Raw genomic sequence first — 17,713 nt, 5'->3', positions numbered from 1 at the left:
TTGATTCTTAATTCTCCATAAACTAAATTAAAACCCCTGAAGCAATCTTTTGCCATCCTCCGTCATACGGTCTGGTGTCCAAGCTGGCTCCCACGTCAATTGTACGTCTGCATGGTCAATTTCTTCCATGCCTTGTACGCAATATTTAATGCCGCTGGCGATGCTGTCATGAAGAGGGCAGCCTGGAGTCGTAAGTGTCATTAAAATTCTTGCTGTGCGAGGTTCTGGAACGTCGATTTCATAAATCAAGCCCAGATCCACAACATTAATATTCAATTCTGGGTCTATCACAGTTTTTAAATTTCCCCTGATTTTATCCTTTAATTCTGTCATTTCTAACTCCTCCTTATATAGTTACCACTTTGGCGATAATGTAACTGAACAGGACAGCCCCGATAACAATCAATCCCTGGCCGACGTAAAAGATGGGCATAAGCTTGATGATAAATGAAAGAAAAAGAAGAGTCGTACCGGCAGTGAACATTAGGAAGAGTGGAAGCGCCAACTTTTCATCCATCATGTCCTTTAATGCAGGTACCTTCTTTTTGCCGATTTCCTTGCTGTATTTATGAGTCCACCACAGGAATGGAACGATTTTATACAAGTAACCGATAATGCTGAATGCAATCCAGGCGATTAAATATAATAGAATAATCGGCCCTGCCATTTTTGAAAGAAGGTTCGCGGCACTTCCAGCAAAAGTGGCAAAGTGGATTAAAGCCCCGCAGCCAATCGCAAATAAGGCGAACATGAATGGGCGGTCAAGCTTCTTCTTCACACGCTTATCAATTATCATTTTGACGTGCCAGGTGAAAATCATGAAGCCGGAAAATAGCATGAGAGTTCCCAGCACTTCGAGCAAGTGGCTGCCCGTCATGAATGAAGCTATTAAAATAATAATGCCAGCAAAATAAATAGCGAATACGTAAGGTGCAGGTTTCATGGGATACCCGTGTGAAAGTGAGAACATCGGTACCATTTTATAAGAAAAGCCGAAGATCAATAATGAGAACCAGCCAACTGTACCTAACAGGATATGTGTTTTAAAAATGGCTTGATAATATTCTGAAGCAAAACCTGTCTTCATGCTCATGACCAGCGTGATTCCCAGTGAAATTGTAGCCAGGAGAGAAAATAGTGCAGTACCGACGAACAAAGTTAGGATATTTGGTTTCGCCTGGCTCTTAAGCGTCATGAACATCTGGAAAATGAACATCAAAATTCCGAGCAATGTCAGGATTCCTGGAATCAGGGCATCCTGTGGGCGAAGATACAGTGCTGCAGAGAAAGATACTATACCTGCAGTAGTTATCGCCAACTGCCAAAAACCGAATTTCTCATTCCAAATCGGTGTAAGGAATGCGACAGGGACCAGCTGGTACATCGCACCCATAGCGACCATCAAAGCCCAGCCGAGTACGAAAAGGTGTGCAGCGGACCAGATTGCCGGCAATCGGAACACGCCAGAAATAAGAAGGTCACCGTTCAGCAGAATCAGCAGCTGTGAAAGAATTAACGCGAGCATGCTGAAGCCGATGAATGAAAAAGGAAGCTTAATATTTGTCTCGTTACCACTGCTATGCTGAAACACTTCAATCACCCCGCATTTCGGGAAATAGTCACGCGATAGCTTCCATCTTCTTGCTGTTCGGTCAAATACAGAAACCCAAGTTCATCAAGCTGCTCGAACAGAAACATCGGACGACGGTCATTGATGATGATAAGTGTCTGTCCTTCCTCAAGCTCTTCCAGCTTTGCCAGTGTCCTCATCATCGGCTGTGGCGGTTCTAGACCTCTATTGTCCATTATCATCTTATTTCCCTCCCGTTTTGGTAAAAGTGATTTTATAATGTTTTGCCTCGATTTTTTCAACTTTGTGCTCAAATCCCTTTGCTTTTAAAACGCCGTATAGCGGAACAGGCTTGAAAGGAGCATGAAGCACCAGGACGTCATTCAATTTCAAATCACCAATGGCTTCCATGATTTTTTGGAAAGGCTCCAGCTTGTTATTGATATCCTCACGCACATCCAATTCAATCGTTTTGTGTTCCATATCATTCAGCTCCTCGATACTGTAGTTGGTATGATTAAATGATAATCATTTTCATTCTTTACTTCCGTGATGCGCATCACTTAACAGTAAAAAAATATAATTCCTTTTTAAAACAATTCCTGATGCAATTTTTCATGGTCGATCAGGTAATAGCCCTCAGGATTCAGGCTTAGGTAATCTTTCTTTTTTAAATGGTTGATGGTTCTGCTTACGGTTTCCCGGGAGGTACCAATCATGTTGGCGAATTCTTTATTGGTAAAATGGGTGGTTAATTTATATCCATGTTCTCTCTTTTCTCCATTTGTCTTGCATAGGCGCAGCAAAAGCATGATGATTTGTTCGTACGTATTATGAAGAATCTGTTCCTCGAGTCTGGCCTGCAGGTCGACGATTTTCTCGCCAAGGACACGGAATAACTTAATAGAAAGTTCGGGGTAGGCAACAAGGATTTCCTCGAATTTTGAGATCGGTACGATGATCATCTGGGTATCCTCCATAATTTCTGCGTGCGCTGGATACTGACCTTTCCTGAAAAATCCGGCATGAGGGAACATTTCACCGGTTTCTAGGACTGAAACGATTTGTTCTCTGCCTGATGAATCTGTTTTATAAATCTTCACTTTCCCTGAATAGATGAAGAAAACCCGGTCAAGCGGATCTCCCTGCATGAAAGCATACATTTTATTTTTAAAGAATCTTGGCTGGGCAATTTCTACAATCGGATCCAGCTCTTCTGTTGATAATTCTTTGAAAATAGGAACTTCCTTCAATTGCTGCCTGATTTGAGATATATGCATATCAAATCTTCTCCTCTGTTTATTGGATTAAGTATCTACCATAAATTTTATCAAGCTATCAAGGAGGGCTAAGTGACCTGAATCATATTTTGAAGTTTTTTTGAAAATAATTCTCACTGCTGTGGGAAAAATCACACCAATCAAATGAGGTACTTCACAAACATAACATCCGTTTCTCTTTATGCTTATGGTGTAAATCAAACAGGGAAGGGGATGTATGGTAGATGGAAATCCAGCATGGAACATCCACGAAGGCAGTCAAGAAAAATAGAAACTCACTGTTGAAATCCGTACTCATCATTACATTATTAGTTAGCTTTACAGTACTCTTGACAGGAGGTTACTGGATCTTTAAAGATATGGCTCCGAGACCGCTTGAAGTCACAAGCGAAAAAGGAGAGATTATATTAACGAAAGAAAGCATCATGGGAGGGCAGGCTGTCTTCCAGAAATATGGTTTGATGGATTATGGAACTGTATTAGGGCATGGTTCATATATGGGGCCTGATTATACAGCAGAAGCACTGAAGATTTATACTGAAGGAATGCAAGATTTCAGGTCACAACAAAAATATAGTAAAGCTTTCAAAGAATTAACGGGGGATGAACAAACGATCATCCGAGACACTGTCATGAAGGAAATGCGTGAAAATCGTTATGTGCCTGATACTGATAAGCTGGTCCTGACAGATGCGCAAATATATGGACACGAAAAAGTCAGGGAATTCTATCATACTATTTTTACTGATGGAGACCAGTGGGGGCTAAAACCAGGGTTAATTCAGGAAAAGCATATGCCGGACGGAGAGCGCGCATGGGTATCGAAGGGCGACCAAATTGAACAAATCGGTGATTTCTTTTTCTGGACCGCATGGCTTTCAAGTACAGAAAGACCAGACGATGTAATCACTTATACAAATAACTGGCCCTATTATGAGGACGCAGGAAACACGATGTCATTCTCGGCAATCTGGTGGAGCGGGGCTAGCGTAACAATATTGATTCTGTTCGTAGGATTAATCCTGTTTGTCTTCTATCGCTATCATTTAGGGATGCAAGAAGCTTATACAGCTGGGAACTTCCCTAAAATCGAATTGAGAAAGCTTCCGCTTACTTCTTCACAATTGAAGACAGGTAAATATTTTGCGGTAGTATCCGTGCTGTTCTTTGTCCAGGCAATGTTCGGAGCACTGCTGGCGCACTATTATATCGAGCCTGACAGCTTCTTTGGAATGAAATGGGTCCATGATATCCTGCCATTCAACATTACAAAAGGCTTCCACTTGCAGCTCGCCATTTTCTGGATTGCGACAGCCTGGCTTGGAATGGGCATCTTTATCGCTCCACTAGTCGGCGGCCATGAACCAAAAAGGCAAGGATTGCTGGTCGATATTCTATTCTGGGCATTGGTTGTACTCGTAGCCGGCAGCATGATTGGCCAATGGCTTGGTGCAAACGGCTATCTGGGAAACAATTGGTTCCTATTAGGTCACCAGGGATGGGAATATCTGGAGCTAGGGCGTATATGGCAGTTCATTCTTGCGCTCGGTATGCTGATTTGGCTATTCATCGTATTCCGCGGCATCAAGAGCGGTTTGAAGAGGGAATCTGATAAAGGCGGCTTGATTCACCTGCTGTTCTACTCAGCGATTGCAGTACCAGCATTCTACTTCTTTGCTTTCATGATCAATCCTGGTACACACTATACCTTTGCTGACTACTGGCGCTGGTGGATCATCCATCTGTGGGTTGAAGGCATATTTGAGGTTTTCGCAGTCGTGGTCATTGGTTTCTTGATGGTCCAAATGAAGCTTGTCACAAAAAAATCAACAATAAGGGCTTTATACTTCCAGTTGATCCTGCTAATGGGAGCAGGCGTCATCGGTATCGGCCACCATTATTATTACAATGGTTCTTCCGAAGCCTGGATAGCGCTCGGTTCTGTATTCTCAGCTCTTGAAGTTATCCCGTTGACTTTACTGATTCTGGAAGCATATGAGCAGTATAAAATGATGAGAGATGGGGGAGTTGATTTCCCTTATAAAGGTACTTTCTGGTTTTTGATATCAGTAGCAATATGGAATCTGGTTGGGGCAGGGGTACTTGGCTTCCTGATCAACCTGCCTGCAGTAAGCTTCCTTGAGCACGGTCAGTTCCTTACACCGGCGCATGGCCACGCGGCGATGATGGGTGTGTACGGTATGTTCGCAGGTGCAGTCTTGATCTACTCATTGCGCAATATCGTCAAGCCTGAAAAGTGGAGCGACAAGTGGGTGAAATTCATTGTCATCATGCTGAACGTCGGCTTGGCTGGCATGGTATTCCTGTCCTTGCTGCCTGTGGGATATCTACAGTTAAAAGAAGCATACTTTAACGGTTATGCGGCTTCACGTTCATCTCAGTTTTTACAGCAAGAAACGGTTGAAATGCTCCTGACTCTGAGAGCGATCCCTGATACAATCTTCTTGATTGGTGTTGCCGCACTGGCAGTATTCAGTGTAAAAGCACTCTTCAACCTTCGTAAAGTGACACATAAAGAAGAGGAACAGCTGCCAGTAAAAGACTTGGCTGTAGATGAAGAATAATAGGAAAACCGCAAAGCTCCATAGCTTTGCGGTTTTTATGATGTTTTTTGTTCTTCTTCTTTTTCACATTCAAAACAAAGCACTATTCCATCTTTATGTACACCTTCCAAAAAACCATCCATGCAAAATATTTCTATTCCACAACGATTGCAGCTGCCCACTAACTCTTTCACAAAAAACACCTCCCGATTTTGAAGTTCTCTCTAATAGAAGAAGATCTTCTTTTTTTTAACAGATGAATCTTGATGTAACTAATCCTGTTGAATGAAAGAAGTCATAGTCAAACTGTGACCGCGCTCACTACAAAAGGGTTTTAGTGAATTTATAATGAAGATGTAAAGAAATTAGAACTTAAAGGAGAGAGGGATATGACTTTCAACGTTATTATCAATGTACCTGATTATGCACCACGGGAAAAACACCCTACGATATTCCAGAACTTTGATTCTCTGAAAAAGGGAGAATTCATGCAAATAGTCAATGATCATGACCCTAGACCGCTGCAATACCAATTCATGATGGAGCGTCCGGAGACATTTTCTTGGGAGTATCTTGAAGAAGGCCCAGAAACATGGCGTGTGGCAATCGGAAAAACGAAGTAACAGTTAGAAAAAAACATCCTCTGATTCTATTTAACAACAGGTTCGCCTGTTGTTTTTATTTTTTCATAAAACTAAGATTCAGAAAAGTATGATAAGATAAACAGGAAATAGAAAAATGGGGTGAAATGGATGAGTGAAGTAAAGCAGACAGAAAAGAAATTTTTGGATTATGTCAAAAAAATGACTGCCTATGGAGAGGCGCTTTCCTTGATTTACTGGGATTTAAGGACTGGTGCTCCGAAAAAAGGAGCAGGCCAGCGTTCTGAAGTGATCGGAGTGCTTTCATCCGAGCTGTTTAACATGTCAACTTCTGAAGAAATGGCTTCTTACATAGCAAGGCTTTCGAATGAACCAAGTTTATCTGAGATTACGCGTAAAACGCTGGATGAGTGCAGGAAGGATTATGATCGTAATAAGAAAATACCTGCAGAGGAATATCGTGAATATGTGATACTTCAATCAAAAGCTGAAAGCGTTTGGGAGGAAGCGAAGGCTGAGTCCAATTTTGAAATGTTCAGACCTTATCTTGAAAAACTAGTGGATACCACAAAGAGATTCGTTGGTTACTGGGGATATGAAGGGAATAAATACAATACGCTGCTTGATATGTATGAACCAGGGGTCACGGTCGAGGTTTTGGACCAGGTATTTGGAGACCTTCGTGAAAAAATTGTTCCGCTTGTACAGGAGATTTCTAGTTCAACAGATAAACCTGAAACAGAGTTCTTGTTCAAACATTTTCCTAAAGAAAAGCAACGTGCTTTCAGCCTCGAGATCCTGAAACAAATGGGCTATGATTTTGATGCAGGTCGACTTGATGAAACCGTCCACCCATTCGCGATGGGGCTTAACCCAGGAGATGTAAGGGTTACGACGAAATATGATGAAGCAGATTTCAGGACAGCGGTTTTCGGTACAATCCATGAAGGCGGCCACGCTCTTTATGAACAAAACATTTCTGATGAGCTAGTAGGAACTCCTTTAAGTTCAGGTACTTCAATGGGAATACATGAATCACAGTCGCTTTTCTATGAGAATTTTGTTGGACGCGATTACTCTTTCTGGAAGCACAACTACAGTTTGCTGCAGGAGTTCTCAGCAGGTCAGTTTTCCGGTGTAAAGGTAGAAGATTTCTACCGTGCAGTCAATGAATCCAAGCCAAGCTTGATCAGGATTGAGGCAGATGAGCTGACATATCCACTGCATGTGATGGTGCGGTATGAAATCGAAAAAGGCTTGTTCAATGATGAAATAGAAGTTAAGGATCTACCAAGGATCTGGAATGACAAATATGAGCAGTATCTCGGCATAAGGCCAGAAAATGATGCAAAGGGTGTGCTTCAGGATGTTCATTGGGCTGGGGGCAGCTTTGGCTACTTCCCATCATATGCTTTAGGCTACATGTATGCCGCTCAGTTCAAGAATGCCATGCTAAAAGATTTGCCGAACTATGAGGAATTGCTTGAACAAGGAAACCTTCAGCCGATAAAAGAATGGATGACAGAAAACGTCCACAAACATGGAAAAATGAAAAAACCACTTGAAATAATGACTGATGTAACTGGAGAGGGGCTCAATGCTCAGTACTTAGTTGATTATTTATACGAAAAATACAATAAAGTTTATCAGCTGATCTAGTAAGACCCTTTATCAAAGTCTCGTTTCATTAAAAGTCCGTACCTCGATCTTTTGGTTTTCTATGACCCTTTGAAAAGAGTGTGAAATCTCGCAGGGGACGGAGCCTAAATTTTAGTATAGTAATAATTTGTGTTTGGACAGCATTTAGAAAATAAGATGGCAGTCTTCCTGCCATCTTTTCTGTGTGGTGAATGTATGTACGGGAAATTGCCTTATTTTATGATCGCATTTGCTGCGGCTATGTGGGGCCTGATTGGTTTTTTTGTAAAAGGCCTGAATAATGCCGGATTCAGTGCCATGGAGATTGTGGCCATCCGTGTGTTGACTGCAGCCATTATTTTGATATTGGTGGGAATTGTTTTTTATCGAAGTCATTTAAAAATCAGGGTGAAAGACTTGTATCTTTTTGTGGGTACAGGGATTTTAAGCATTGTGTTTTTTAATTGGTCTTATTTTACGGCAATCAACCTGATGAACATTCCGATTGCTGTGGCTTTACTGTATACTTCTCCTGCTTTTGTTGCGGTATTATCATTTCTTTTCCTGAAAGAAAGCATTAACAGGAAGAAACTGTTTGCGATTGTCATGACAGTCATCGGCTGTACGCTTGCCGCAGGTATTACAGGGCAGGGGGGAACGTCTTTTTCTGTCTCCAGTATCCTTATTGGCCTAGGGGCAGGATTCGGCTACGCTCTTTACAGTATTTTTGGCAAGATTGCATTAAGACGGTACCATCCTTTTACGGTCACTTTGTATACATTCCTTGTGGCCTCGGCTGCCCTGGTTCCGACAACTGGTATAGTCAGTAAGGCAGCTGTCTTTTTCACTGGGGATGCGTGGCTTTATGCGATAGGGTTAGGGGTTTTCCCGACTGTGGTTGCATATTTTGCATACTCCTGGGGCCTTGAAAGGACAGAAAGCAGTACTGCTGCAGTAGTTGCTACACTGGAACCCGTCATTGCCACCATGCTGGGAATACTGGTGTATGGTGACAGGCTGGGCGGTCTTCAGGTGCTCGGATCAGCCTTGATTATCTTATCTGTAATATCTATCAATATCTCAATTCCGATCAGGAAGCAAAAAAAGCACCTCACTGTGTGATTCAATCTCTTTTGAAGTGCAAAACATGATAAAACATAGCAACTAGCACAGCAATTCTTATGTGAATAGCAAATAATAAACGTACCAATTAACAGAGAAAGGAGCTTGGTTCAAACCAAGGTCCTTTTTATTGTTAAAACTAAAGTTTAAATATATTGTTTCACTTTAGATTGTATACCTTGTTCAACAATGATTTTTAGGGGAAAATGTATATAAATTAGGGGGCAACTAGACAAAAGATTATGTTTTGTGATAAATTATTACAGTAAAAATCCTTTTGAAAACTACATATTATTAAATCGATGAAAAGGAAAGTAGTTTTTGCTATATTCGATAGCGAGCCGGGGACGGTGGAAGCCTGGTGATGATGCATAAATGAAGAACACCTTTGAGTTCTAACCGAAAGGGATATCGTGAGTAGGCTTAGACGTTTCCAGCACGTTATAGACTGGGATATGCATTAGTAAAGTTGGTCATTTTATGACAATTTGGGTGGTACCGCGGAAGTTCAGCCTTTCGTCCCTTTTTTGGGGATAGAAGGCTTTTTTTATTGCGAAAAATTACCATAAGGAGGCTCATTATGATTAAGACCGTAGTAAAAGATTTATACAGAAATCAAGAAAATTTTAAAGACCAAACTATTCAAATTACAGGATGGATCCGTACTCTTCGTGATTCTAAAACCATTGGCTTTATGGAGTTGAACGATGGAACATTCTTTAAGAGTGTACAAGTTGTTTTTGAGGATACCCTTGATAACTTCAAAGAAATTACGAAGTTGCCTATCAGCTCTTCTGTATTAGTAGAAGGTGAATTTGTTCCAACTCCTGAAATGAAGCAGCCTTTTGAAATTAAAGCGACAAAAATTGTAGTCGAAGGATTATCGGATACAGATTATCCTATACAAAAAAAGAGACATACCCTTGAATACTTGAGAACAATTGCTCATTTACGTCCGAGAGCCAACGCCTTCTCAGCTGTTTTCAGAGTAAGATCTCTTGCATCCTATGCCCTTCACAAATTCTTTCAAGACAAAGGGTTTGTATATGTACATACACCGATTATTACCGGAAGCGATACTGAAGGAGCAGGGGAAATGTTCCGTGTGACATCAATGGACTTGAACAAGCTTCCAAAAACCGAAGACGGAAAAGTGGATGACAGTGCAGATTTCTTCGGCAAAGAAACCAACTTAACCGTTAGCGGTCAATTAAATGTCGAGAGCTTTGCTCTTGCTTTCCGTAATGTGTATACCTTTGGTCCGACATTCAGAGCAGAAAATTCCAATACGGCACGACATGCCTCCGAATTCTGGATGATCGAGCCGGAAGTTGCCTTTGCAGAATTACCGGATATCATGGACCTAGGAGAAGAAATGGTCAAGTATGTCATTGATTACGTTTTTGAGCATGCACCAGAAGAAATGGCCTTCTTTAACAGCTTTATTGATAAAACGCTTATTGAAAGATTGCAGAATGCATTGGAATCAGATTTCGGAAGGGTTACTTATAGCGAAGCTGTAGAATTATTAAAGAACTCAGGTAAGGAATTTGAATACCCTGTTGAATGGGGTACGGATTTGCAAACCGAACATGAACGTTACCTAAGCGAGGAAATTTACAAGCGTCCTGTCTTCGTAACCGACTATCCGAAAGAAATTAAGGCATTTTATATGAGAGCGAATGAGGATGGCAAGACAGTTGCTGCGACTGACCTTTTGGTTCCCGGTATTGGCGAGTTAATCGGGGGAAGCCAGCGTGAGGAAAGAGAAGAAGTCCTTGCAAATCGAATTAAGGAACTTGGTATGTCGGAAGAAGATTACTGGTGGTATCTAGAGCTTAGAAAATACGGTAGCACAAAGCATTCTGGGTATGGTATTGGGTTCGAACGACTTGTTATGTATCTAACTGGGATGAAGAACATCCGCGATGTCATACCATTCCCTCGTACACCAGGAAATGCGGAATTTTAATTTAAAAAATAGGATGCTTCGGCATCCTATTTTTTTTCAAGGAAGTCGAATAAGCTATTCTATGATTTTACCATAAAGTTCCACACTATATTTAAAACATTATATTATTTGGCAAACCCTTATATTGAAAGACATCAGGTTATGATCGATTTAATCCCAGGTATTTCGTGTGTAAAAAAACAGGGTGAGAATGAACAAGATCAGCATGCTAATTATTGTGTTATTTAGCTTTAGCTTATATTGTTTAATCGTATAAATGCTTTTATAACAATAAAAAAGAGGGTGTGAAATCTTTTGTGATTTCATACCCTCTTTTGGTTAATTTTTTGCTTTTTATACTCTAAAAGAGAACCCATTATTATGATACAGGTAAATTGATTTTCTAAAAGAACTTATATCCCTTCGATCCAATCGGTGCATTCTCAATCATATCGATAAACGGTATAGTGTAAGCGAACAGGATCAAAAGAACTGTGATACCGAGCCATAGCTTCCAGTTTTCAAAAACCATCGGAGTTTTTTCTGCTTCATCTGCAACTTCTCCTACAGGGAATTCTTCTTCACCTTTAGGTGCGAAGAAAGCAAGGTTAATAAAAATGTAAAGCATAAGAATGATTCCAAGGAACAGGATGGATCCGCCAACTGCCTGTGCAACCTGGTAAGGAATCCATTCAGCAGCTTGCTCTGAACCGCCGTAGGTTGAGAATGATGAACGGCGTGGGGCTCCAAGCAGGCCGGCTGCGTGCATTGCCCCAGACATGAATGTCATTCCGATTGCCCAAACAATCCCCTGGATAATGGCAAGTTTATTCATAGCTTTTGTTAGTACCCTTCCAGTAAGGTGAGGGACCAGCCAATAAGAAATCCCGAAGAAAGTCAGGACGACGGAAGTTGCAAGGGTCAAATGGAAGTGTCCTGTAACCCAGATTGTATTGTGTACTACTTGGTTCAACTGGTGGGATGCATTGACAAGTCCGCCAGCTCCTGCTGGTATAAATGCAAGCATTCCGATGAAAGGCACTGCGAATCGGGCATCTCCCCAAGGAAGCTTTTTCACCCATCCAAATAGACCAGTAGATCCTTTTGAACGTCCAAACATTTCAAATGTCGCAAACAATGAAAATGCGGTCATCAATGACGGGATAACAACAAGGAATGTCAGTATTACTTGCAGGAATTTCCATGCAGGGTCAATACCCGGTTCCATCAACTGGTGGTGGAAACCTACTGGAATCGAGAACAACAGGAACAGGATGAACGACATCCTTGCTAATGAATCAGAGAAAATCTTTCCACCAATGATTTTTGGCACGATTGCGTACCAAGCCATATATGCAGGCAATAGCCAGAAATACACAAGAGGGTGGCCGAAATACCAGAACAATGTACGGCTAACCAGTACATCTACACGCTCTACAAGGCCTAGTGACCAAGGAAGCAGTTGGAATAATACAGTTGCCGCGACACCAATCGTCGCTACAATCCACATAAGCGTGTTAACAAGTGCCATGAAAGTCAGCAATGGGCTAGGCTTTCCAGGATTAGCTTTTCTCCATGAAGTATAAGCCATAATCAATGCGGCTCCGTCAATCCAGCTTCCGACGATTACAAGTGTAAGTCCTAAGTAAAAGAGTGCGTGTGCTTGTAATGGTGCGTAGAAAGTATATAGGACAGAAGCCTGGTTTGTTAGGATCATGATAGCTGCCATAACAGTACCGATTGTCATCGTCCAGAAACCAATCCAGCCAGTCTTTCGCTGTTTATCAGTTAATGTTCCAGATGTTTTACTCACAAGAGATAGCTGGAATCCCATAATGAAAAATGTTGTTAGAACCAGTCCAAGTACAACACCATGGATTGTAAGGATCTGGTAATACCCAGTCCATGAAGGTAATTCGAATTTTCCTGATCGGACAAGTGTCTGGAGCAAACCTGCAAGTCCGCCGATTGCAAGGGCGATGAAAGCGACATAGAAGTGGGCCATTGCTAGTTTGCCGTCGCGGCGGTCAACTTTTGGATTGATTGATGTTGTATTCATTATTCCACCACCTTGATTTTAGACGACATCATGTGGTGTCCGACACCACAATATTCATTACAAACAATCAGATAATCGCCGGCTTTATCAAACGTTGTGACGTACTCACTGATATAGCCAGGCTCAAGCATCATGTTGATATTAGTGCCCGCAACCTGGAAGCCATGAATGACATCCTTTGTAGTCGCGATTACTTTCACTTTAGCTCCTTTTGGAACTTCTACCTGTCCAGGGTTGTAGGCAAAAGCGGAGGCTACGAAAACAAGCTCGTAATCCCATTCTTTTCCTTCAACCTTCTTCAATCCTGGCTCATCGAAAGGTGCTGTAGTATCTACCTTTTCAGGATTGATTGTTGCCAGGCAGCTTGGAGGCTGGTTGCCTAAATAGAAGGCGCTAACCCCAATTACAGATAGGAATACGATCAATGTCGTAATTCCGAATATCAGCCAGATTTTCTCAAATTTATGAATGTGCATAACTTCTTTCTCCCCTTTTGGTATCTCTTAGAAACGATCTACAAATAAGAAATAAACGCTTACCCAAGTAACGATTAAAAAGAATCCTAACAAGAAAACGGATGCAAGTGTTCCTTTCAAGGAAGATTGGTCTTCCACTTTTGTTTGTGTTTTCTTCCCAATTCCAGGCTGAGCCATTCCGGTCCACTCCCTTCGTAAAAAATGTTCGTTTAAAAATGATAAGTACATTCTCATAATACAAAACAATTTGGAAACGTAAATATGGTTTCGGACAGTTCACAAATTGTTCATACCTGATGTATTTACTATGTTAATGGTGAAAACGCGTCAATACAGTGATTTAAGTCACATGGAACGAGGGGTAAATGTGAATAATCTGTGAAAACAATTTTGTGAAAAAGTGAGCAAAAGTACAGGGGAACAGATCGAGATGTGACAGAACGACTTGACATTGAATAAAAGTGGATTCCTGACAGCTTTGCCCTCTTCATCTTGAAACCTGTCAAAATAACCGCGGATTTTTGACAGCTTTGTTCTCTACACCATCAAACCTGTCAAAATAACAGAGGAATCATGACAGCTTTGGCATCTGCAGCATCAAACTTGTCAAAATAACAGAGGAATCATGACAGCTTTGGCTTCTGCACCATCAAACCTGTCAAAATAATCAAGGAATCATGACAGCTTTGGCTTCTACACTATCAAACCTGTCAAAATAACAGGGGAATCATGACAGCTTTGGCTTCTGCACCATCAAACCTGTCAAAATAATCAAGGAATCATGACAGCTTTGGCTTCTACACTATCAAACCTGTCAAAATAACAGGGGAATCATGACAGCTTTGGCTTCTGCACCATCAAACCTGTCAAAATAACAGGGGAATCATGACAGCTTTGGCTTCTGCAGCATAAAACCTGTCAAAATAACAGAGGAATCACGACAGCTTTGGCTTCTGCAGCATCAAACCTGTCAAAATACCTGAGGATTTTTGACAGCTTGTCCTCTTTATCCTTAAAGCTGACTGAATAAAAGTGGACATTTAAAAACATTTAAACGATTTTTCCTAAAACTAATGACTAAAATAATCCATCGATTAAGAAACCTTCAATCCTAACACCGATTAAAGGTTATATGCTTACATACGATTTAGCAACAAAGATAAAAGGAATCACCATTTCGCGTTTTGCTAATAAACTAATAGAAAATGGATCTTTCAGGAAGTGGTACAAATGCAGAAGTTTTATTGTGAACATTGCCGCCTCATTTATGATGAAGTGAGCGTATGTAAAAAATGTGGGGGAGCAGCAGAAAAACAAATCTGGATTGAGGTGCAAAAGCAGTCCAACGAAAAATAGCACCTCGTTTGGTGCTTTTTCTTTCGGCTTATTTCCTTTTGCTTGTACGTTATGATGCCATATCAATTCAGATGTCCAGACAAAAAGTGTGCGAAGACTGTAATAATACGAATGTAATGGCTTGTCTGAAAAGTAACAAATAAGACGAAAACTGCCTTTTGCTAGGCGAGAAAACCTTATTTTCCTGCGTATTATGTTAAAATTAACTCAATTTAGAGCGGGAGGATGATAGGTATGTTTTTGCCATCTTTTGATTTGAAAGGAAAAACAGCGGTCGTGTCTGGTGCTGGCAGAGGGATTGGCCGGGCGATTGCAATCGGTCTGGCTGAAGCTGGAGCAGATGTTGCCTTACTTGCACGAACGGAGGAAGATCTCAAGGAAACTTCTTCGGTAATTGAAAAATTGGGAAATAAAACTCTTGTGCTCCCGACAGATGTGACAAAAAGGGATCAAGTACATAATTCGGTTTCTAAAGTAATCTCTGAATGGGGAAAGATAGATATCCTTGTCAACAATGCGGGCATGAACATCCGCTCAAAGGCTTTAGAGGCGACGGATGAAGAATGGCAAAAGATCATGGATACCAATTTGAAATCAGCATTCATGATGTCCCAGGAAGCCGGGAAAATCATGAAGGAACATGAATCAGGGGGCAAAATCATTAATATCGCGTCTGTAGCTGGGCAAGTAGCTCTCAGGACCGGTGTCGTCTATGCGGCTACTAAGGCAGCGCTCATGCAGATGACAAAGGTGCTCGCGATGGAATGGGGACAACACGGAATCAATGTGAACTCAATCGGACCATGGTATTTCAAAACACCCCTGACTGAAAAGCTTTTAGCCGATGAGGAATATGTGAATGACATCCTGGCAGTTACACCGTTGAAGAGAATCGGCGAATTGCCCGAGCTAGTAGGACCAGTCGTCTTCCTGAGCTCAGAAGCAGGAAATTATGTGACCGGACAAACATTATTTGTCGATGGTGGAATGACGATTCATGGATTCTGATTAAGAGCAATGTAGAGGAGCTTATTTACCGAAAAGCACCCTAAGATTAAAGGGAGATGTGCTTAGCCGAAAAGGTCGACAAAGTGTAGTAGAACACTGAGTTGTCAACTGGTAAAGATTTTATAATGTATATGGTTTTATAGCATTGTATAATAAACATGCACAGCAACTCCTTCAAAACGTTAGCTTTCTCCTATTTGGGGAAAGCTTTTTTTTCGTTTTCCTCCAATCATAGTTTGATTGCATACTCTTCGGGTAAATGGAAAAAGTAACCGTACATAGATGTGAGGAGAGTATAAATATGCCCAGAGTTATATCCATCGCGGAAGCCGTGCCGCCATATTCTATTGAACAGGAAAAAGTAATGGACTTTGCAGAGAAACTATTTAAGGAGTCCTTTAAGGATATAAACCGTCTGCTTACCGTCTTTCAAAATGGGCAAATCGAGAAAAGGCATTTTGCCAAAGACTTGGACTGGTTCGAAGTGGATCATACATTTGAAGAGAAGAACGATGCGTATATAGAAACAGCTGTAGATCTGGGAGCTAAGGCAATTTCGAGATGTTTGAAGAATGACGATTTTTTGAATGATGAAATTCATCTTGAAGAAATCGATGCTATTTTCACAATCAGCAGCACGGGTTTGTCGACGCCCAGCATTGATGCGAGAATCATGAATATCCTCCCGTCATCACAATACACTAAAAGGATTCCGATTTGGGGACTGGGATGTGCTGGTGGGGCAGCAGGGCTCTCGCGTGCATATGAGTACTGTCTTGCATATCCAGAAGCAAAAGTACTTGTGCTATCAATAGAATTGTGCAGTTTAACCTTCCAGCGGAACGACCGTACAAAAAGCAATCTGATCGGTACTTCACTGTTTGCGGACGGGGTTGCGTGTGCTCTGGTTTGTGGTGATGATTCTGGTTATGAAAATATAATGAAAAAAAATGCTGCACCTAATATTATCGGTACACAGTCCACAACCATGCCTGATTCTGAAGATGTTATGGGGTGGGAAGTGAAAAATGAGGGACTTTATGTCGTATTTTCCAAGGATATACCGACGATAATCGAAAACTGGCTCCAGCCAAATGTCTTAAGGTTTTTAAATACCAATGGTCTTGACGTTCAAGATCTTGATCATTTTATTGCTCACCCAGGAGGAAAGAAAGTCCTGGATGCGTATGTTTCTGCTCTGAAGTTCCCTGAAACAATGACCGAGACATCACAGGAAGTCTTAAAAGAATATGGGAATATGTCTTCAGTGACAATACTATATGTATTAAAAAGGTTCATGGAGACTGCAGAGGAAGGCGATCTTGGACTGGGTGCTGCACTTGGTCCAGGTTTTAGCTCGGAATTGCTCTTGATGAGGTGGGAATAACATGATATTCCTCATATTTGTAGGATTGATTATCTTTCAGAGGATAACAGAGCTTGTGATAGCCAGAAAAAATGAAGCCTGGATGAAAAGCCAGGGGGCACTTGAATTCGGACAAGGGCATTATCCCGCGATGGTGTCGATCCATACAGCTTTTTTCCTCTTTTTTATTTTGGAAGTAACCCTATTGGGTAGAAACCTGTCGGATTATTGGCCAATCTTACTTGCGCTGTTTATTTTTACACAGGCAATGAGAATTTGGGCACTTTCTTCATTGGGAAGGTTCTGGAATACAAAAATCATCATTCTCCCTGGAGCGAATGTCATCAAGAGAGGACCCTATAAAATCATCAAGCATCCAAACTATTTAATTGTTGCAATTGAGTTGATTGTTATTCCATTAATGTTCAATGCCTATATCACAATGGGAATCTTTACTTTGTTGAATATCCTGATTCTATCAATCAGGATTCCTGCTGAGGAAAAGGCATTGAGAGAGTTGACAAAGTATGAAACTGAATTTTCCAAGAAGGGGCGTTTCGTCCCGAATTTGTTAAATAAGTGTGACAATTCATCTGATTCCATTGAAAATGATAATCAGTAGTGCTACACTTTCCTTAAGATGAAAATTATTCTCAGTTAAAAAGAACCTTAAGGACGGTGTCGTACCAATGGTTTCCGTGTTAGTTGTCTCGACCATAGC

The 17,713-nt window shown here is 41.2% G+C and carries 17 protein-coding genes and 1 other annotated feature; of the genes, 8 read left to right on the top strand and 9 right to left on the bottom strand.

Going from position 1 to position 17,713, the window contains the following annotated elements; translation table 11 throughout:
* Window positions 1-27: 27 nt before the first annotated feature.
* From DYI25_RS09365 to DYI25_RS09345, 5 genes are all read right to left on the bottom strand, one after another.
* A complete protein-coding gene (locus DYI25_RS09365) occupies window positions 28-333 on the bottom strand; it encodes a metal-sulfur cluster assembly factor (RefSeq protein WP_213368192.1) in 306 nt (101 codons plus the stop codon).
* 13 nt (window positions 334-346) lie between these two features.
* Window positions 347-1,591 (bottom strand): hypothetical protein, encoded by a 1,245-nt coding sequence (locus DYI25_RS09360; RefSeq protein WP_213368189.1) that lies wholly within the window; start codon window positions 1,589-1,591, stop codon window positions 347-349.
* A 5-nt stretch (window positions 1,592-1,596) separates the two neighbouring features.
* Window positions 1,597-1,812, bottom strand: a complete 216-nt coding sequence (locus DYI25_RS09355) for a DUF2249 domain-containing protein (protein ID WP_213368187.1) — start codon at window positions 1,810-1,812, stop codon at window positions 1,597-1,599.
* Window position 1,813: 1 nt separating this feature from the next.
* Entirely contained in the window at window positions 1,814-2,053 is a 240-nt protein-coding gene (locus tag DYI25_RS09350; RefSeq protein ID WP_213368185.1) for a DUF2249 domain-containing protein, read from the bottom strand.
* A gap of 107 nt (window positions 2,054-2,160) precedes the next feature.
* On the bottom strand, window positions 2,161-2,850 hold the full coding sequence (locus DYI25_RS09345) for a Crp/Fnr family transcriptional regulator (RefSeq protein ID WP_213368183.1): 690 nt from the start codon (window positions 2,848-2,850) through the stop codon (window positions 2,161-2,163).
* A 224-nt stretch (window positions 2,851-3,074) separates the two neighbouring features.
* Between DYI25_RS09345 and DYI25_RS09340 the strand changes: the two genes are divergently transcribed.
* Window positions 3,075-5,435, top strand: a complete 2,361-nt coding sequence (locus tag DYI25_RS09340; protein WP_213368181.1) for a nitric-oxide reductase large subunit — start codon at window positions 3,075-3,077, stop codon at window positions 5,433-5,435.
* Window positions 5,436-5,470: 35 nt separating this feature from the next.
* Here the strand turns inward: DYI25_RS09340 and DYI25_RS09335 are convergent, their stop codons facing one another.
* Window positions 5,471-5,608, bottom strand: coding sequence for a hypothetical protein (locus DYI25_RS09335; RefSeq protein WP_213368179.1), 138 nt, complete (start codon window positions 5,606-5,608; stop codon window positions 5,471-5,473).
* A 195-nt stretch (window positions 5,609-5,803) separates the two neighbouring features.
* Between DYI25_RS09335 and DYI25_RS09330 the strand changes: the two genes are divergently transcribed.
* The 4 genes from DYI25_RS09330 (at window position 5,804) to asnS (ending at window position 10,748) form a co-directional block, all read left to right on the top strand.
* Window positions 5,804-6,037 (top strand): DUF2249 domain-containing protein, encoded by a 234-nt coding sequence (locus DYI25_RS09330; RefSeq protein WP_102263356.1) that lies wholly within the window; start codon window positions 5,804-5,806, stop codon window positions 6,035-6,037.
* 129 nt (window positions 6,038-6,166) lie between these two features.
* Window positions 6,167-7,675, top strand: a complete 1,509-nt coding sequence (locus DYI25_RS09325; protein WP_213368177.1) for a carboxypeptidase M32 — start codon at window positions 6,167-6,169, stop codon at window positions 7,673-7,675.
* Window positions 7,676-7,870: 195 nt separating this feature from the next.
* Window positions 7,871-8,776 (top strand): EamA family transporter, encoded by a 906-nt coding sequence (locus tag DYI25_RS09320; RefSeq protein WP_213368174.1) that lies wholly within the window; start codon window positions 7,871-7,873, stop codon window positions 8,774-8,776.
* A gap of 293 nt (window positions 8,777-9,069) precedes the next feature.
* Window positions 9,070-9,303, top strand: a binding site (T-box leader).
* Window positions 9,304-9,356: 53 nt separating this feature from the next.
* Window positions 9,357-10,748: an asparagine--tRNA ligase gene (gene asnS / locus DYI25_RS09315; RefSeq protein WP_213368172.1), complete on the top strand. Its 1,392-nt coding sequence runs from the start codon at window positions 9,357-9,359 to the stop codon at window positions 10,746-10,748.
* 382 nt (window positions 10,749-11,130) lie between these two features.
* Here asnS and DYI25_RS09310 read toward each other — a convergent pair whose 3' ends face one another.
* Genes DYI25_RS09310 through DYI25_RS09300 form a run of 3 tightly spaced genes read right to left on the bottom strand, consistent with a single transcriptional unit; the run spans window position 11,131 to window position 13,439 of the window.
* On the bottom strand, window positions 11,131-12,786 hold the full coding sequence (locus DYI25_RS09310; RefSeq protein ID WP_213368170.1) for a b(o/a)3-type cytochrome-c oxidase subunit 1: 1,656 nt from the start codon (window positions 12,784-12,786) through the stop codon (window positions 11,131-11,133).
* Window positions 12,786-13,262 carry a cytochrome c oxidase subunit II gene (locus DYI25_RS09305; RefSeq protein ID WP_213368168.1) on the bottom strand — a complete coding sequence of 159 codons (477 nt, stop codon included), beginning with the start codon at window positions 13,260-13,262 and terminating at the stop codon, window positions 12,786-12,788. The genes DYI25_RS09310 and DYI25_RS09305 overlap by 1 nt, the downstream gene beginning before the upstream one ends.
* 27 nt (window positions 13,263-13,289) lie before the next feature.
* Window positions 13,290-13,439 (bottom strand): cytochrome c oxidase subunit 2A, encoded by a 150-nt coding sequence (locus tag DYI25_RS09300; protein WP_213368166.1) that lies wholly within the window; start codon window positions 13,437-13,439, stop codon window positions 13,290-13,292.
* A gap of 1,413 nt (window positions 13,440-14,852) precedes the next feature.
* Between DYI25_RS09300 and DYI25_RS09295 the strand changes: the two genes are divergently transcribed.
* The 3 genes from DYI25_RS09295 (at window position 14,853) to DYI25_RS09285 (ending at window position 17,614) form a co-directional block, all read left to right on the top strand.
* On the top strand, window positions 14,853-15,626 hold the full coding sequence (locus DYI25_RS09295) for an SDR family NAD(P)-dependent oxidoreductase (RefSeq protein ID WP_213368164.1): 774 nt from the start codon (window positions 14,853-14,855) through the stop codon (window positions 15,624-15,626).
* 301 nt (window positions 15,627-15,927) lie between these two features.
* Window positions 15,928-17,013: a type III polyketide synthase gene (locus tag DYI25_RS09290; protein ID WP_213368162.1), complete on the top strand. Its 1,086-nt coding sequence runs from the start codon at window positions 15,928-15,930 to the stop codon at window positions 17,011-17,013.
* A 1-nt stretch (window position 17,014) separates the two neighbouring features.
* Entirely contained in the window at window positions 17,015-17,614 is a 600-nt protein-coding gene (locus tag DYI25_RS09285) for an isoprenylcysteine carboxyl methyltransferase family protein (protein ID WP_213368160.1), read from the top strand.
* Window positions 17,615-17,713: the final 99 nt, after the last annotated feature.

This window comes from Mesobacillus boroniphilus (assembly GCF_018424685.1).
GTDB classification, from domain to species: domain Bacteria; phylum Bacillota; class Bacilli; order Bacillales; family Cytobacillaceae; genus Mesobacillus; species Mesobacillus boroniphilus_A.
Note: the sequence above shows the minus strand (reverse complement) of the source record. Positions and strands in the feature narration are given on the sequence as shown.

Coding starts and splice junctions, on each gene's coding strand:
- DYI25_RS09320 (WP_213368174.1), top strand. CDS start 7,871: ATGTACGGGAAATTGCCTTATTTTATGATCGCATTTGCTGCGGCTATG.
- DYI25_RS09325 (WP_213368177.1), top strand. CDS start 6,167: ATGAGTGAAGTAAAGCAGACAGAAAAGAAATTTTTGGATTATGTCAAA.
- DYI25_RS09310 (WP_213368170.1), bottom strand. CDS start 12,786: ATGAATACAACATCAATCAATCCAAAAGTTGACCGCCGCGACGGCAAA.
- DYI25_RS09330 (WP_102263356.1), top strand. CDS start 5,804: ATGACTTTCAACGTTATTATCAATGTACCTGATTATGCACCACGGGAA.
- DYI25_RS09345 (WP_213368183.1), bottom strand. CDS start 2,850: ATGCATATATCTCAAATCAGGCAGCAATTGAAGGAAGTTCCTATTTTC.
- DYI25_RS09285 (WP_213368160.1), top strand. CDS start 17,015: ATGATATTCCTCATATTTGTAGGATTGATTATCTTTCAGAGGATAACA.
- DYI25_RS09300 (WP_213368166.1), bottom strand. CDS start 13,439: ATGGCTCAGCCTGGAATTGGGAAGAAAACACAAACAAAAGTGGAAGAC.
- DYI25_RS09295 (WP_213368164.1), top strand. CDS start 14,853: ATGTTTTTGCCATCTTTTGATTTGAAAGGAAAAACAGCGGTCGTGTCT.
- DYI25_RS09305 (WP_213368168.1), bottom strand. CDS start 13,262: ATGCACATTCATAAATTTGAGAAAATCTGGCTGATATTCGGAATTACG.
- asnS (WP_213368172.1), top strand. CDS start 9,357: ATGATTAAGACCGTAGTAAAAGATTTATACAGAAATCAAGAAAATTTT.
- DYI25_RS09340 (WP_213368181.1), top strand. CDS start 3,075: ATGGAAATCCAGCATGGAACATCCACGAAGGCAGTCAAGAAAAATAGA.
- DYI25_RS09365 (WP_213368192.1), bottom strand. CDS start 333: ATGACAGAATTAAAGGATAAAATCAGGGGAAATTTAAAAACTGTGATA.
- DYI25_RS09350 (WP_213368185.1), bottom strand. CDS start 2,053: ATGGAACACAAAACGATTGAATTGGATGTGCGTGAGGATATCAATAAC.
- DYI25_RS09290 (WP_213368162.1), top strand. CDS start 15,928: ATGCCCAGAGTTATATCCATCGCGGAAGCCGTGCCGCCATATTCTATT.
- DYI25_RS09355 (WP_213368187.1), bottom strand. CDS start 1,812: ATGATAATGGACAATAGAGGTCTAGAACCGCCACAGCCGATGATGAGG.